The sequence below is a fragment of the Pseudoalteromonas sp. Angola-30 genome (assembly GCF_028599215.1).
Taxonomy (GTDB): Bacteria; Pseudomonadota; Gammaproteobacteria; order Enterobacterales; family Alteromonadaceae; genus Pseudoalteromonas; species Pseudoalteromonas atlantica.
The window spans coordinates 308,273-323,040 of record NZ_JAQREI010000003.1 but is presented as its reverse complement, the minus strand read 5'-3'; the positions used below and the strand labels follow the sequence as shown (position 1 = coordinate 323,040).

The following is a 14,768-nucleotide window of genomic DNA, read 5'->3' as shown; positions in this document are numbered from 1 at the left end:
TTAAAAACTACCGCGAATACCTAACGCAAAACGTCGTCCGCTATCTTCAACCAATAATAATTGATTAGAAAAACGACCACGTTTGTGCACATATTCTTCGGTTAAGTTAATACCTTCAAAAAATACCGATACATTTTCGGTAATGTCATAGCTGCCGCTAGCATCAAGTTGTGCGTAATCTTCCACAATTGTCACACCATCACCATTTAGCTGTGTAAGTGACTGTACGAAGCTATCGCGCCAGTTATAGGCTAAACGCGCTTGAAATGGTCCATTCTCATAAAAGCCAACCACATTATAAGAGTCGCTTAAGCCTGTTAATGCAAATACTTGAGTTATATCTGCAGGGTCTAGCTCTGCATCACTGTCTACAAATGTTGCATTAACCATAAAGCCAAAGCCACTGTCAAAACTATGCTGTAAGGCTATTTCCCAGCCATCAACAATCGCCGATTCGCTATTATTTGGTAAGGTGTTTGTAAATACAGCCGTTGAGTCGGCTGCATCAGGGCTATCTACATCGTTACCTGTTGAAGGGTCAGTCAACAATCCGCCACCAGACAATTCAAAGGTTAAATCTTCAGTGGTATTGATAATGAAGTTAGCAACATTCTTTCTAAAGTAACCAGCGGATAAATAACTGGCATCAGCGTAATACCACTCTAATGATAAATCTAAGTTATCAGAGGTAAACGGTTCAAGTTCAGGGTTACCAGAGCTTGATGTCAAATTGCCCCCCTGCCGAGTTGTTTCGATTACAGTTACAGGCGACATACTATCGAGTGTTGGTCGTGTAATTGTTTGTGATACAGCAGCACGTGCTATTAGCTCATCACTTATTTCAAGCTTTACACTAAAGTTAGGTAAAATTGCTTCGTAGTCTGAACTTGCTGAAATATTTTCTACGGCGCCAAAGTTAGCAAGCATTTCCGTTTTATCTAAAATCGTTAATGCACTAACTGGCTCGTCTGTGCCTTTTACTTCTACATCGGTGCTTTCGTATCTAAAGCCGGCTGTTGCGTATAAAGGCATGCCTGCAAGTTCAGCTTCAAAATCAAATTCTGTATAAAACGAGAAAGTATCTTCAGTTATCTCAAACGACTTATTACGCTTAACTGCATCAAAACTAATAGGCTGACCATTCGCTGCAGCTATTTGCTCAAGGTACGCAAAGTTTGCCTCACCATCATGTGCAAGCCATGACGTTGGCATACGACCGCTGCCGCTCACATCAGATAAAAAGTCATCTCCTGCGTCAAATACAAATTGCGCTAAGCCATCCATACTTGGGTCATCTGGGTAACCACAAAAAGTACAGTGAATACCAACACCTTCGTTATCCCAACGATCAAGGTTTTTAGTTTCAGTTGAATACATAGCACCAAATTTGACCGAAACTAGGCCTGAAGTACCATCGTTATGCCAAATGCTATCCCAACGAAACTGATCCACGGTATCTTCTACAGCCCAACCACGGCGTAGCATTACATGTGCTCGGCTATTGGCTGTATCTAAATGGTTTGATACGCCATCAGGTGTAACTGCAGGGTTATAAGCAACACCATCCAGCTCTTGCTGGCCGCTATAAATGTTAGGGTTAGCAGAGGCAAACTCACTCGCATAAGGTAAAATACCGCCATCCACTTCAAATCGAACTCGGTTAGCATAGCCAATCAACGATAACTGATCCCCGCCACCATTATTAGCCTCACGCTCAGCTTTTGAGTGGCTTAAATCAAACTTCATATTTAAGTTATCGTTTACATGCCAATCAAAGTTTAAACCTAATGCGCTAGAGTTGGTTAAACGATCAAACTTTTTAGCGTGCATATCGGTGGCAAGGCCTACCTCTTGATATAAATCAACCACAGTGCCATTTTCATCAACAGTTGGCCCTGCAGCGCCGCCAAAGCCTTCTAAGTTTGGCGCTGTAAACCAATGCCCATAAGACGTTGTGTCTGCTTCTACATCAAAATCAGAATAGAGCGCATCAGCAGTGATAACTAAATCACCTGAAGGTGCGTACTGTATTACTAAGTTTGCATTGGTACGTGTACGTGTTTCTGTTGTTACTTTATGATCGTAATTACGCGGCGAAAAAATATTACCGGTGTATGCTTGCCCGCTTTGAGTTTGCGGGTTTGGGACGCCCACGTTTTCTAACCAGCCGTCTACCTGCGCCTGGTTTAAGCGTGTTTCGCGCTCTTGGCGAGAAACAGCGAACAAAACACCCAATGTGTCATCATTAAATGTATTACTAATTAATCCAGAAATTTCAGGTGTAGTTTCTTCGCTATTTTCATCGTAAATACCCTTAACGCTACCTGCCACTTTAAAACCGCTAATCGCAAATGGTCGCGCAGTATTTACATTTACTGTTGAGCCAATACCACCAGATTGCATAGTGGCTGTTGAGGTTTTAAATACATCTAAGCTTTTAACTAGCTCTGATGCAATAGTATCAAAGCTAAACGCACGGCTTTGATTTTCAGAGGCCATTTGGCGACCATTTACAAGCACAGTATTAAACTGCGGGCCAAAACCACGCACCGTAATAAGCTGCCCTTCACCGCCTGAACGGTCTATTGAAACCCCCGTAATTCGCTGTAAAGACTCAGCTAAATTTGTGTCAGGAAATTTACCAATATCTTCTGCTGAAATGGAGTCGACCACGCCGCCCGCTTCTCTTTTGGCATCCATAGCTCGGCCAAGCGAGCCTCTGATCCCGCGTACTTCAATTATTTCTGGTTCTTGTGCTGCTGTCTCTGCCACTGCAGGGAGCGTTGCCATTGTGCTTAGTACAGCTAGTACAGCACTGGACACGCCATTTTTTTTATAGTTAGCCATGTTGTCAGTTCTCTCGAAACTTGGGTCTATTAAAATAGATATTTGCCCATCTTCGCTAACATGCGGTTGCAACCCTGTGCCATCGAGTAAAATCTGTAATGCGTTTATTATTGAATACTCGCCAGCAATAGTATTTGTTTGTAACTGCTGAATTTTATCCAGCGGAAAAAGCAAAGTAATATCGGCTTGCTCGGCAAAATTTATTAGCGATAAATCGGCCCTTTGTCTTGGAATATTAAACACAGCTTTATCGTTTACAGCGCTCGCTTTTACCTCGGTGGTGAGTAAGCTAAAAACCAGCGCATAAAGCGGTAAACAAAGCGGTAAACAAAGCGGCAAATGTAAATATTCCTTGTGTATAGTTTTTGGCCACACACAGAACAAAGACGAGTGACTTTTTATTTTCCTCCATAAATTTTTTTTATTTTTTTTTAATAAATTATTTTTTTGACTAGCCATGCTAATTTTTTTTATGCCTTTATTATTTTTATTGTTTGCGCTTTTAACTGTATTTTTAAACAATTAAAAATACAGTCCACATTGCAATTTTTTACTTATTAATTAAAAAGTTAAAGTTTCTAAAGTACAGAGCCAGTACTGAGTAAGGTATTTATAATGGCAAAAACTGTAGTACACTTCGCCTTTACATTACAAGCTTTATGCCCTTTGCGGTTAGTGAACATTAAATTTAAAAATAAAAAAACTTATTTATTTTTTAAATTTAATGGCGGATTTTTTCTTACCATTCGTCTTAGTTTGTATTGGCAAAACAATAACAATAATTGCCGTAAACACACACACGAGACACACACTAAATGACGAAAGACACACTTTTTTATAAGGTCTATTTGGCCTCGCGCAAAAGTCTCTCAAATGTAGTTGCACGTATAGTGCCGCCACATGAAATTGAAGATATAGTGCAAGAAACTTATGTGCGAATTTGTCAGATTAAAAACACTGAAAACATAAGCTCACCAAAATCTTTTATTTATAAAACGGCGCGAAATTTAGCGCTCGATTACCAAAAGCAAGCCAATATACGCCTAGTCGATGGGATCGACAACATGGAAGCGTTAGAGCAACTCTTAGCGGAACACCAGCAAGACGAAATGTACGAAAAAGCACTCACCGATAGTGAATTTTCTAATTTTTGTGAAGCCATACGGCTTTTACCCGTGCAGTGCCGTAAAGTGTTTGTATTAAAAAAAGTGTATGGTTATTCGCAGCGAGAAATTGCTGCTCAATTAAACCTTAGTGAAAGTACCGTGGAAAAACATATAGCAACAGGCATGAAACGTTGTACGCAATTTATGCGTCAATCTACAAAAAGTGTTTATGGGCAACCAAATACTTCTTCGCAGCTAAATGCAGGAGGGAGGAATGAGTAATGTTCATCATATAAACGAACGAAACACTAGCGACGATGCGCGCCTTGATAAAGCAAGTGAGTGGCTGGCTAAACTTGATCGTGGACTGTCTAAGCTCGAAGAACAAGCGTTAAAGCAATGGTTGTCACAATCTTATAAAAATGTAGAGGTGTTACTTGAAGTAGCACAGCTGTGGGACAAAATGGACGACCTCAGCCGCTTGTCAGATCTGTTTCCACAAACACCAGTAAAACAAAAACGCCTCCCTGTGTGGTTAGGTGCAACAGCTGCATCTATTTTATTAGCTGTTGCACTTAGCTTTTTTCAAGAAGCGTTTAACTTTTCATTTTTTTACCCGGTTAATCAATCAGCTGTGGTTGCTAAACAGCTTAATTTTCAAACCGACGTAGGTGAAAGTAAGGACATACTGCTTTCTGATAAAAGTAAAATCACCTTAAACACAAATAGCTTTGTTCAAGTGAGGTATACCCAACACACTCGCGTAATAAATTTACTGCGTGGCGAAATTCATATAGACGTAGCTCACGATAAAATGCGCCCTTTAAGTGTTATCGCTGGTGATAAAGTTATTCAGGCTGTTGGTACTGCATTTAATGTAGAAGTAGGTCAAAAGCAAATAGAACTGATTGTGACAGATGGCAAAGTCCTTGTTGCAGAGCAAAGTACCAAACCGTTACCAAATCTTTCCCAAGGGACTAATAAACAAGGTCAGTATTTATCAAATAGTTCAACTTCGGTGTCAAAGGGAGAAAAACTTGATTTAAGCTTCAAAGGCAAAATTGCTAAAGCGGCCGAAAAAGTTGATCCTATGGATGTAGCCGCTAGATTATCGTGGCGTAAAGGTAGCTTAATATTTAGAGGTGAATCACTTGCTGAAGCCATGGCTGAAATCAGCCGCTATACCAATATAGATTTCGAGCTTTCAGAGGATGACCGTCTCAAAAAAGTACAAGTAGCTGGCATGTTCAAAACGGGCGATATTAAAGGACTGCTAGAAGTATTAAACAATAATTTTAATATTGATTATGAAAGAGTTAGCCCAGATAAAATTCGTTTAAAATACGCAGCACCACACGTCTCAATATAGTAAAGTACACAATAATAAAAACCAGGACACACAATTATGACATCACCTCTCTCGCCGAGCAGTAATAGCTCGGCGCACACATTGGGCACATGCTCTCTTTTTTACGTAATTTTTATCTCTGCCGTGGCTGCTATTGGTGGCTTTTTATTTGGTTTTGACTCGGGTGTTATTAACGGCACGGTGTCGGCACTGGGTAATGCGTTTAATTCAAGCAGTGTAGCTACGGGCTTTAACGTAGCGTCTGTATTACTTGGCTGTGCCTTAGGTGCACTTGCTGCGGGGCCGCTGGCTGATAAGTTTGGCCGGCGTGCAATTATGATCATCACCGCGATTATTTTTGCCATTAGTGCGTTTGGCTCAGGCATTAGCGAAAGCTCGGCCGAGTTTATTTTTTACCGTTTATTTGGTGGCTTAGGTATTGGTGCTGCATCGGTATTGGCGCCGGCTTATATTGCAGAGGTTGCACCACCTGCCCTTCGTGGTCGTTTAGCTACATTACAGCAACTCGCTATTGTATTGGGTTTATTTGCTGCGTTTTTAAGTAACTATTTAATTGCTGATGCAGCAGGCAGCGCGCAAAATATTTTAATGCTTGATATAGCCGCTTGGCGCTGGATGTTTTGGGCTGAGCTTGTGCCTGCAATACTGTTTTTAGTGGGGGTGTTGTTTATTCCTGAGTCGCCTCGTTATTTAGTGGCGCAAGGTAAATTAGACGATGCAAAAACAGTATTTAGTAAAATTTCGAACGATAACGTTGCTGCGCAAATAAGCGATGTTAAAAGCTCCTTACGTAGCGATAAAAAGCCAAGTATTCGCGACTTATTTATTGATGGCAGTAAAAAAGTACACCCGATTGTATGGGCGGGTGTTGCGCTGAGTGTGTTTCAGCAATTTGTAGGTATAAACGTGGTGTTTTATTACGGCTCTGAGCTGTGGCAAGCCGCTGGGTTTGACGAGTCGCAATCGTTATTTATAAATGTATTAGCGGGTACGACTAATATTGTATCGACCTTTATTGCTATTGCCCTTGTTGACAAAATTGGCCGTAAACCACTGTTGCTTATAGGCAGTATTGGTATGTTTATCAGCTTAAGCGCGCTTACTTATATATTTGGTAGCGCAGGCCTTGATGAAGCAGGCAAACTTGCCCTTAGCGATAACATGGGTACGTTTGCGCTTATAATGGCTAACTTATTTGTGGTATTTTTTGGCTTAAGTTGGGGCCCCATTGTATGGGTATTATTAGGCGAAATGTTTAATAACCGTATTCGCGGTGCAGCGCTTGCTGTTGCTGCAAGCGCGCAGTGGATTGCTAACTTTGCCATTACCATGACCTTCCCTATTATGCTGGCTAATATTGGCCTTGCAGGTGCGTACGGCTTTTATGCTTTATCTGCACTTATTAGCATATTTTTTGTGGCCAAATACATTACAGAAACCCGTGGTAAAACACTTGAGTCTATGTAACCTAAAGCTAAATTAAGCCATACTAAAAATATAACTGGCATGCTCTGGCTGCCAGTTATATAACCTTTTAATAACCTGAGTTACTTTATAAATACAGCCCCTCTACTCATATAGGTACATAACTTGCTGCTTACTCTTTTAAGTTTATAAAAGAGAGGTAAGTAATGTCTGCTACTACTTTTTACAACCTAACAGAGCAACCTTGGGTTGTTATTGCTATTTGTTTAGTTTCTATAACTATAGCTTTGTTTTGTATCCGCTTTTTTATAATGTACTGGCTTAAAAAGTGGACCTCTCACACTAAATTTATATTCGATAGCTTACTTATCGCCTCTATCTCTAAACCGCTCACCCTTTGCACAATTATTGTGCTACTCACCATTATAGAGCAAGGGTTGTTAATACAAGGCGAGCCGGTTGCGAGCTATATTTCGTTTTCGACCATTAATATTATTTTGGGCTTAGTGGCTATTATTTTATTTTTTGACCGCTTTTTTGTGGGCACCATTAATTACTACAGCAAAGAGTCGGCGGTAATTTTTAATTCGCAAAGTATTATTAAAGGCATTATTAGGGTAAGCGTTTTATCGGTCGGGGCTTTAGTGCTGTTAGGCACCTTGGGGATTTCTATTACGCCTATAATTGCCTCGTTAGGTATTACATCATTAGCGGTGGCGCTTGCTCTGCAACCCACCCTTGAAAACTTTTTTTCGGGCGTACAACTTGTTATAGATAAACCCATACGAGTGGGGGATTTTATTGAGCTTGAGTCAAAGGAGCAAGGCTTTGTAGAGAAAATTGGTTGGCGCTCTACGTGGGTTAAAATGCTGCCAAATAATATGATTATTATCCCTAATAGTCAGCTTTCTAAATCGCGTATTATTAATTACTTTTACCCCGAAAAAGAACTGAGTGTACCTGTTGATGTAAGCGTTCACTACAGCTCAGACCTAGAATTTGTAGAGCAAGTAACGCTTGAAGTTGCGCGCCAAGTACTAATTGACCATGAATGGGGGGTTGATGATTACAATACCTTTGTGGTGTATCACACCTTTGATAACTCAAGCATTAATTTTACCGTAATGCTGCGCGCAAAAGAGTACTTTAATCGGTTTTGGGTTAAATCTGCTTTTATTAAAGCGCTACATAAACGCTATAACCAAGAAGGTATTGTGATCCCCTTCCCTATTACAGCTATTAACACAGCGCAAGAAGCCGCTAATTTTAATAGCGATAAAAAATAAGCGCGAGATAAGCTCGCGCTTAAATTGCTTTAAAATTTATAGGTTACTTGGCCTACTATTTCTCGTGGGCTGCCTGGGAAGTGACCGTTACGCTCACTAAAGCCACTTACTGCGTATTCTTTATCAAATATATTATTAATATTTACGCTTAATAACACATCGTCAAAGCGCGTAGTCCAGCTCATATCAAATACAGTAAAGGGTTTAACTTTTTGGCCATCTTGGCTTATTTGCTCGTTTACGTAATTTGCGCCAAATGCTATAGACGAGTCGATGCTATCAAGCGCAAAACGCGACCATAAACCAGCTTGGTGGCGCGGCGCATTAGCAAAGCGAGAGCCATCACCGTAGGTGCTTGAAATAGTATCACCGGTCACACCTTCAATAACTAGTGTATCGTTGTAGGCGTAGTTAGCGGTTAGCGTCCAGTGCTCGGTTAAATCGCCCACCAGCGTTGTTTCAAATCCGCGGCTTTCTACCTCACCAATATTTAAAAGTGCTGCAATGCCGTCACCCGCGCCCGTGTCGTCTGGGTTACTCATTACTACGTTTTCTTTATTAATTTGGTAAATAGCAAAGGTGCTCATAATTTTGCCATCTAGCCATTGGTTTTTCATACCAATTTCGGTTTGTTTACCGGTTTCTGGGGTTAAGTTGCCCTCGCCTTCTACATCTTCTTGGTCACCCGATGATGCTGGATTAAAGCTTTCTGAGTAATTTATGTATAACGAGGTATTTTCAACAGGTTGGTATGTAACGGCCACGCGCGGTGTTACATCGTTATCTGAGTAACTGTAACCGGTTTCTTTATTTAGCTCTTTAAAATAGTCGTAACGCAGGCCGGCAATCACGGTCCATTGCTCGTTAATGCTTACAACATCTTGTACGTATAGTCCAAAACGGTCGGTTTCAACACCATCGCGGTTCATGTCGGTAAGGTTATAAGTACTTGGGTCGGTTTCGCCGTAATTTAAGTCAAATATGTTTAAGTTAGCCACGCCATCCGCTTCATAACGGGCGCGTAAGTAATCGTACTCGGTATCAACTATGTGGTAGTCGCCACCAAATAATACTTGGTGTGCTAATTGGCCTTGCTCAAAGCTATAAACAAAGTCGGTGGTTAAGCTTGTTTCTTCGTTGGCGCGGTATTGCTTTCGGTATTCGCGTTTAATGGTTTCGTCATCAATGTTTGCTTCACCATCGCCGTTTACATCTACCCAGCTTTGCGACTCATGGTAGGCTTGGTCGCGTTCGTTATCCATGTAACGCAGTGTGCTACTTACAGAAAAATCATCATTAAAGTAATGCTTGAGCTTGGCTTGCAGCACTAACGCTTCCATGTCTTGGTAGTCAAAAGCTTCATTTGCGTTGTAACTAGGGTCAACTAAAAAGTTGCCATTGTCATCTACCGGTACACCACGTAAACGGTTACCGCCTAAGTCTTGCTTGATGTAATCAACTGTGGTGGTTAGTGTGGTTGAATCGGTTAAATCAAATAATAAACCTGCGGTAAACTCACTGTTTTTTGAATCTGCGTTATTACGAAAGCTGTCTTGCTCTTCGTAATAACCACCTACTCTGTATGCCATGGTGTCGGTTAAACCGCCGGTCATATCAAGTGAGGCACCATGTGTGTTGTAATTACCAAGCGTTAGTTTTAGCTCTTTACTTTGCGTATAACTTGGCTTTTTAGTCACATAGTTGATCATACCGCCTGGCTCACCACCACCATATAACGCAGAGGCTGGGCCTTTTAATACTTCTACACGCGCTACATTAAATAATTGGGGCACACCAAAGCCCGAGTACGTGTCGCCACGTACGCCATCGTAAAATACATTGGCATCGTCTCTAAATCCACGAAAAGTAACGCCTGAATAACTGTACTCACTTACTCCGGCTATTGAGCGGTATAAATCGGTAATATCGCGCGCGGCTTGGTCAAGAATAAGCTGCTCGGTTAATACCTGCGCAGATTGCGGTAATTTAATAAGATCTAAATCCGTTTTAGTCCCAATTTTACTTTCGGTTTCTAGGTAAAACTGCTGAGCGCGACCTGTTACTTCTATTGTTTCAATTTCTTTATTTTGCTCGGCAAATGCCACATTAGAAAAAGCAGAAAAAGACGCAGCAATACTAAGCGCCAAGTATTTTTGGTTAAACATGTTGATCCTGAAAAGAGGTGTATAAAACGCCGCGAATGATAACGACTATCATTACTATATGCAATGCAAATAATTTCATATTCATCCTTATTTTTCGAATTAATCGCAACTAAAATAGGTACTTAAAGACTTTTATGCTCACGTTTTATACTTATTCGCTTTGCGCAGTGTTGAACCAAATAAGGAACTCAGATAGTGTGTATTTTTCATACGCTTTATAATAGCAATTCGCATTAATACTTAATCATTTTGTGGGGCTAAACGTGTCGCTACTTGTGTTAAAAAATGCTCATTTACGACTGCATGGATGCAGAAGGTAGCGCAATACAGGAGCAATTGCCGAGAACGACTAAATAGCGAATTTTTTGCCTAGCTATCAACACGTTTTTCCAGCATCAAAATAAACCACTTAATTAAGCGAATTGGTATCAGCTTTTTTATGAGGAGCAAACCATGTTAAACCGACTATTTTTAGGGGTTATTTTACTCTCGGCCACGGCCGTGGCGAGTGCGAACGACAGCTTAGTACGTTTTCAAAGTAATTATTCTGTTCAAGAAACAGCTAACCGTTTTGAAAAAATAGCCAGTAACAAAGGGATAACCATTTTTGCGCGGGTAGATCATCAAAAAAACGCTCAAAATGTTGATATGGAATTGGCCCCTAGTGAAGTGATTATTTTTGGTAATCCAAAGGTAGGCACACCGTTAATGCAGTGTCAGCAAAGTGTGGCGATAGACTTACCGCAAAAAGTACATATATCTCAAGACAACAATGGCCAAGTTTGGCTTACTTACAACAGCCCCACTTATTTGCAAGAACGCCACAATATAAAAGGCTGCGAAGAAGTACTTAATAAAATAGCTGTGGTGCTTAATAAGCTTTCTATGGCAACAGTGGCCAAATAATTAAAGTTATACCAAACCGCAATAATACTTAATTAAGCGAATTGGTTTTAATATTAAATAGCTTAAATAGCTTAAATAACACGCAATAAAAAACCCGTTAGCTAACGGGTTTTTTATAAAGTTAATAACACTTTTTTACGCGTGTATTAAGACTCAATAGCCAAAAGCTCTACTTCAAAAATAAGCAGTGATGCAGGTGGAATACTGCCCACTCGCTTTTCGCCATAGGCTAATTGGTGCGGTACATAAAATATGTATTTATCGCCTGGGCTCATAAGTTGTAAGCCTTCGGTCCAGCCTTTAATAACTTGATTTAAACCAAAGCTTATTGGCGTTTTACGCTCTACTGAGCTGTCAAATACGGTGCCATCTATTAACGTGCCGTGGTAATGCACGTTTACTTTACTAGTAGGGTTAGGTGTATTTTCGCTTTCACCTTTGTGCAGCACTTTGTACTGTAAGCCTGAGGCGGTTTCTATTACGCCCTCAACTTTTGCGTTAGCGACAAGGTAGTCGGCTTCAATTTGCGCGTTAATGCCAGCTTGTTGCTTTGCTTTTTTACTATTTTGAAAAATTAAAAAACAAAATATAGCGATGATCACCGCTAAAATTATATTGATCATTTAGTGTTTTTCCTCATCTTCATCGGCTTCTTTATCTTCTTCGCTATCGCCATTAACTATGTCGGCTATATCTTTTAAGCGTGCTAAAGCAATACCGTTAACAGAATCCTCTGGGTATTCGCCGTCAATAATATCGCCTGCATCAATATCCATTAATAAGTTAAGTGCTTGGTCTACAGTTTCTACTGCGTAAATATTAAATTTACCGCGCTCAACCGCTTCAAGTATTTCATCATCAAGTACTAAGTTAACTTGGTTAGATTTTGGAATAATAACGCCCTGCTCGCCTGTTAAGCCGCGCATTTTACACAGCTTAAAAAAGCCTTCTATTTTTTCGTTTACGCCGCCAATGGCTTGCACATCACCGTGTTGGTTAATAGAGCCTGTAAGGGCAATAGACTGGCTAATAGGCAAACTGGTAATAGCTGATATAAGCGCACATAACTCAGCAAGTGAGGCGCTATCGCCATCTATATAACCGTAGCTTTGCTCTATAGCTATGTTAGCACTTAGCGTTAAACTAAAGTGCTGGGCGTATTTGTTACCTAAATAACCGGTAAGTAGCATTACACCTTTTGAGTGAATTGCTTTACCTAGCTCGGCTTCACGCTCAACATCTATTACACCATCGGCGCCGGCGTATACGGTGGCGGTAATACGCGCGGGTGTACCAAACGACGTATCGCCAATGTGCAACACTGTTAAGCCGTTTACTTTACCAATGGCTTGACCTTGTGTGGCAATAAGCGTGTGGCCTTCTTTAATATCGCTTAACATGTTTTCGCTTATTTGGCCGGTGCGGTACTGCTTACCTTCAATGGCTTCATCAATATGATGCGCATCAATCAGTGTTTGCTTATCTTGCTTGGCGTAAAAGCTAGCCTCAGCCACCAGCTCAAGCACATCGGCAAAGCGCGCCGATAATTTATTATGGTGCTCTGCTTGGCGGTAGCTAAATTTAAGTAACCGCACCATGGCGGCCTCTGTGGTTGTGCACTTTAACGTTTGCTGGCAGTACTCACTCACTTTAGTAATAAATTGGTACTGAAGCTTATCGCTACTTGGTAAATAGTAATCAAAGTCGGCAAGTACTCTAAACAGCTCTGCAAACTCTTCATCGTACTCACCTATGGTGTAATACAAATCGCGCGAGCCTAATAAAATAATTTTTACATCAAGAGGAATTAATTGCGGACGCAGTGTAAAGCTGCTGCCTACTGAGCTGTCTTGATACGGTAGGTCGTTTTTAATTTGGTGCGTTTTAAGCGAAAGCTTTAAACCATCCCACACTTGCGGGTTGGCCATTACTTTTTCGGCATCCATAATTAAGTAACCGCCATTTGCACGGTGCAATGCACCAGGCTGTATAGAGCGGTAACTGGTTATAAGCGAGCCTTGCGATGTTGAATACTCAATTTTGCCAAATATATTGCCAAAGGTTGGGTTTGGCTCATACACCACAGGTGCGGCATCGTCTTCTTTAAACTCAACTAAAATATTAGGCGCAAAAAAGTCGGTAAGCATGCCTTTGCGGTCAAAGTCTTCTTTGCTTTCTTCGCTTTCATCTTCATCGTCTAGCCATTCAAGTACTGCGTCGATTATTTCTACGCGAATGTCTTTTAAGTAGCGCAGCACTCCAATATGTGCAGCGTATTTATGCTCTAAGTCTTTTAATAGCGGCTTTGTAGCTTGCTCGGCTGTGGCCTTTTTTAGATTACGCTGTTTTTCTTTTGATTCGCGTTTCCAGCGTGGCAGCTCAATCAGCGCTTCAATTAAGGCATCTTCTAGTTTTTCTATTTTTTCAAAAAACTCATCACGAAGCTCTTCATCTAGGGCGGCAAATTCGTTATCGCTTAACTGCCTGCCTTCAACTAAAGGCGCAAAACCTACGGCGTTTTTTTCTTCTATTAGCGCTACGCTTTGCTCAAGCGCCATTTCTTCTACTGCGGTAATAGCGCTGTCGTAAGCGTCGTTAAATTCGCTCTCGATTGACTTTTTTTTGCGTTGATAAGCTGGGTTATCAAAAGCTGCCGGAAAGGTGTCGAGTACTTCATCTAAAAATGAGTCTATATCGTCACTTAATTGCTTGCTTTGCCCTGCTTGCATAAATAGCGCAATTGGCTCGCGGTGGTCGTCGTAATTATTAACATACAACCACTCATTAGGTGTGGGGCGATCTTTTGCGTGTTGTTTAAGTTTGTCTTTTACGAGTGTAAATCGGCCATGCGCGGCCTCACCCATTACATAAACATTGTAGCCTGGCAGCTCCATCCCAAGAGAAAAGTCGAGAGCACTTTGGGCACGTTGTTGGCCTATAAAGGTAAGTTGCTCTGGGTATGGATTGCTCATACACGTGCTAACGTGATTAGTAGAAATGCTCGGTGCGAGCTTTGAAACAGATAATGGCAGCAGTTTTTTCGTCATTCTAACTTCTTTTTGTACCAACATACTCGCTGGCTTTGGGCGTATTAAGTGGCCTACAAGCCACTTAATACATATATTTAGGGTTGTAATGCCTTACGGCTAAAATAAATACCATCACATTCAATGCACGGTGTAATTTGTGTAGCGTGATAAATATCAAAACTATGGGTGCAATTCTTACATACTAATGTGCCCATGGCTATCCATTCGCCTGCGTGATACATCCCATTGTGCTTAAAATCTTGACTAAGAGACTGCCATTCAAGCTGGGTTTTGTCCTCTATGTGTGAAAGCTCATACCATAACGACTCTTTAAGCTCTTGCCATGCAAGCGAATTATAGTGCGATTCGTTTTCTTGAACGTGTTCTATGTCGCGCTGCAAATAACTTTTATAGAGTCCGTATTTTTCTTTGCCTAGGTCTTTAAGTGCTTGCTCAGATTCAACAAATCGGGTCATTGCATCTTTTACTTCGTGATCTTTTACATCTTTTAGCCAATTAGTTAAATCGCTAAGCCATGTTTTATAATCTGCCATTTTATACTCCATCAAAATCAAGGGCGTGTTGGCCTTTAACATAGATAAGTATAGGTTAACCTGCACTGAAAGTGAGATTTT

The 14,768-nt window shown here is 40.9% G+C and carries 10 protein-coding genes; 5 read left to right on the top strand and 5 right to left on the bottom strand.

Going from position 1 to position 14,768, the window contains the following annotated elements; genetic code table 11:
* Positions 1-3,306 (bottom strand): TonB-dependent receptor, encoded by a 3,306-nt coding sequence (locus tag PSH54_RS06785; protein ID WP_273605750.1) that lies wholly within the window; start codon positions 3,304-3,306, stop codon positions 1-3.
* 356 nt (positions 3,307-3,662) lie between these two features.
* Here PSH54_RS06785 and PSH54_RS06780 point away from each other — a divergent pair, with 356 nt between their 5' ends.
* From PSH54_RS06780 to PSH54_RS06765, 4 genes are all read left to right on the top strand, one after another.
* Positions 3,663-4,235, top strand: a complete 573-nt coding sequence (locus PSH54_RS06780; RefSeq protein ID WP_024033745.1) for an RNA polymerase sigma factor — start codon at positions 3,663-3,665, stop codon at positions 4,233-4,235.
* Positions 4,228-5,322: a FecR family protein gene (locus PSH54_RS06775; protein WP_248451025.1), complete on the top strand. Its 1,095-nt coding sequence runs from the start codon at positions 4,228-4,230 to the stop codon at positions 5,320-5,322. The genes PSH54_RS06780 and PSH54_RS06775 overlap by 8 nt, the downstream gene beginning before the upstream one ends.
* A gap of 36 nt (positions 5,323-5,358) precedes the next feature.
* On the top strand, positions 5,359-6,789 hold the full coding sequence (locus PSH54_RS06770; protein ID WP_273605749.1) for a sugar porter family MFS transporter: 1,431 nt from the start codon (positions 5,359-5,361) through the stop codon (positions 6,787-6,789).
* Positions 6,790-6,953: 164 nt separating this feature from the next.
* Positions 6,954-8,033, top strand: coding sequence for a mechanosensitive ion channel family protein (locus PSH54_RS06765; RefSeq protein WP_096042005.1), 1,080 nt, complete (start codon positions 6,954-6,956; stop codon positions 8,031-8,033).
* A gap of 29 nt (positions 8,034-8,062) precedes the next feature.
* Here the strand turns inward: PSH54_RS06765 and PSH54_RS06760 are convergent, their stop codons facing one another.
* Positions 8,063-10,198 carry a TonB-dependent siderophore receptor gene (locus PSH54_RS06760; RefSeq protein ID WP_273605748.1) on the bottom strand — a complete coding sequence of 712 codons (2,136 nt, stop codon included), beginning with the start codon at positions 10,196-10,198 and terminating at the stop codon, positions 8,063-8,065.
* Between the two features lie 453 nt (positions 10,199-10,651).
* On the opposite strand from PSH54_RS06760, the gene PSH54_RS06755 reads away from it, so the two are divergent.
* Entirely contained in the window at positions 10,652-11,104 is a 453-nt protein-coding gene (locus PSH54_RS06755; protein WP_248462480.1) for a DUF302 domain-containing protein, read from the top strand.
* Positions 11,105-11,250: 146 nt separating this feature from the next.
* Here PSH54_RS06755 and PSH54_RS06750 read toward each other — a convergent pair whose 3' ends face one another.
* The 3 genes from PSH54_RS06750 to PSH54_RS06740 form a co-directional block, all read right to left on the bottom strand.
* Positions 11,251-11,727 (bottom strand): FKBP-type peptidyl-prolyl cis-trans isomerase, encoded by a 477-nt coding sequence (locus PSH54_RS06750; RefSeq protein WP_029772177.1) that lies wholly within the window; start codon positions 11,725-11,727, stop codon positions 11,251-11,253.
* Complete coding sequence (locus tag PSH54_RS06745) at positions 11,728-14,151, bottom strand: Lon protease family protein (RefSeq protein ID WP_029772178.1); 2,424 nt, start codon at positions 14,149-14,151, stop codon at positions 11,728-11,730.
* A gap of 77 nt (positions 14,152-14,228) precedes the next feature.
* Positions 14,229-14,687 carry a zinc ribbon-containing protein gene (locus tag PSH54_RS06740; RefSeq protein ID WP_004585924.1) on the bottom strand — a complete coding sequence of 153 codons (459 nt, stop codon included), beginning with the start codon at positions 14,685-14,687 and terminating at the stop codon, positions 14,229-14,231.
* Between the last annotated feature and the right edge of the window lie 81 nt (positions 14,688-14,768).

Excerpts from the sequence above, each read along its gene's own strand:
- PSH54_RS06785 (WP_273605750.1), bottom strand. The coding sequence starts at position 3,306 with ATGGCTAGTCAAAAAAATAATTTATTAAAAAAAAATAAAAAAAATTTA.
- PSH54_RS06780 (WP_024033745.1), top strand. The coding sequence starts at position 3,663 with ATGACGAAAGACACACTTTTTTATAAGGTCTATTTGGCCTCGCGCAAA.
- PSH54_RS06775 (WP_248451025.1), top strand. The coding sequence starts at position 4,228 with ATGAGTAATGTTCATCATATAAACGAACGAAACACTAGCGACGATGCG.
- PSH54_RS06770 (WP_273605749.1), top strand. The coding sequence starts at position 5,359 with ATGACATCACCTCTCTCGCCGAGCAGTAATAGCTCGGCGCACACATTG.
- PSH54_RS06765 (WP_096042005.1), top strand. The coding sequence starts at position 6,954 with ATGTCTGCTACTACTTTTTACAACCTAACAGAGCAACCTTGGGTTGTT.
- PSH54_RS06760 (WP_273605748.1), bottom strand. The coding sequence starts at position 10,198 with ATGTTTAACCAAAAATACTTGGCGCTTAGTATTGCTGCGTCTTTTTCT.
- PSH54_RS06755 (WP_248462480.1), top strand. The coding sequence starts at position 10,652 with ATGTTAAACCGACTATTTTTAGGGGTTATTTTACTCTCGGCCACGGCC.
- PSH54_RS06750 (WP_029772177.1), bottom strand. The coding sequence starts at position 11,727 with ATGATCAATATAATTTTAGCGGTGATCATCGCTATATTTTGTTTTTTA.
- PSH54_RS06745 (WP_029772178.1), bottom strand. The coding sequence starts at position 14,151 with ATGACGAAAAAACTGCTGCCATTATCTGTTTCAAAGCTCGCACCGAGC.
- PSH54_RS06740 (WP_004585924.1), bottom strand. The coding sequence starts at position 14,687 with ATGGCAGATTATAAAACATGGCTTAGCGATTTAACTAATTGGCTAAAA.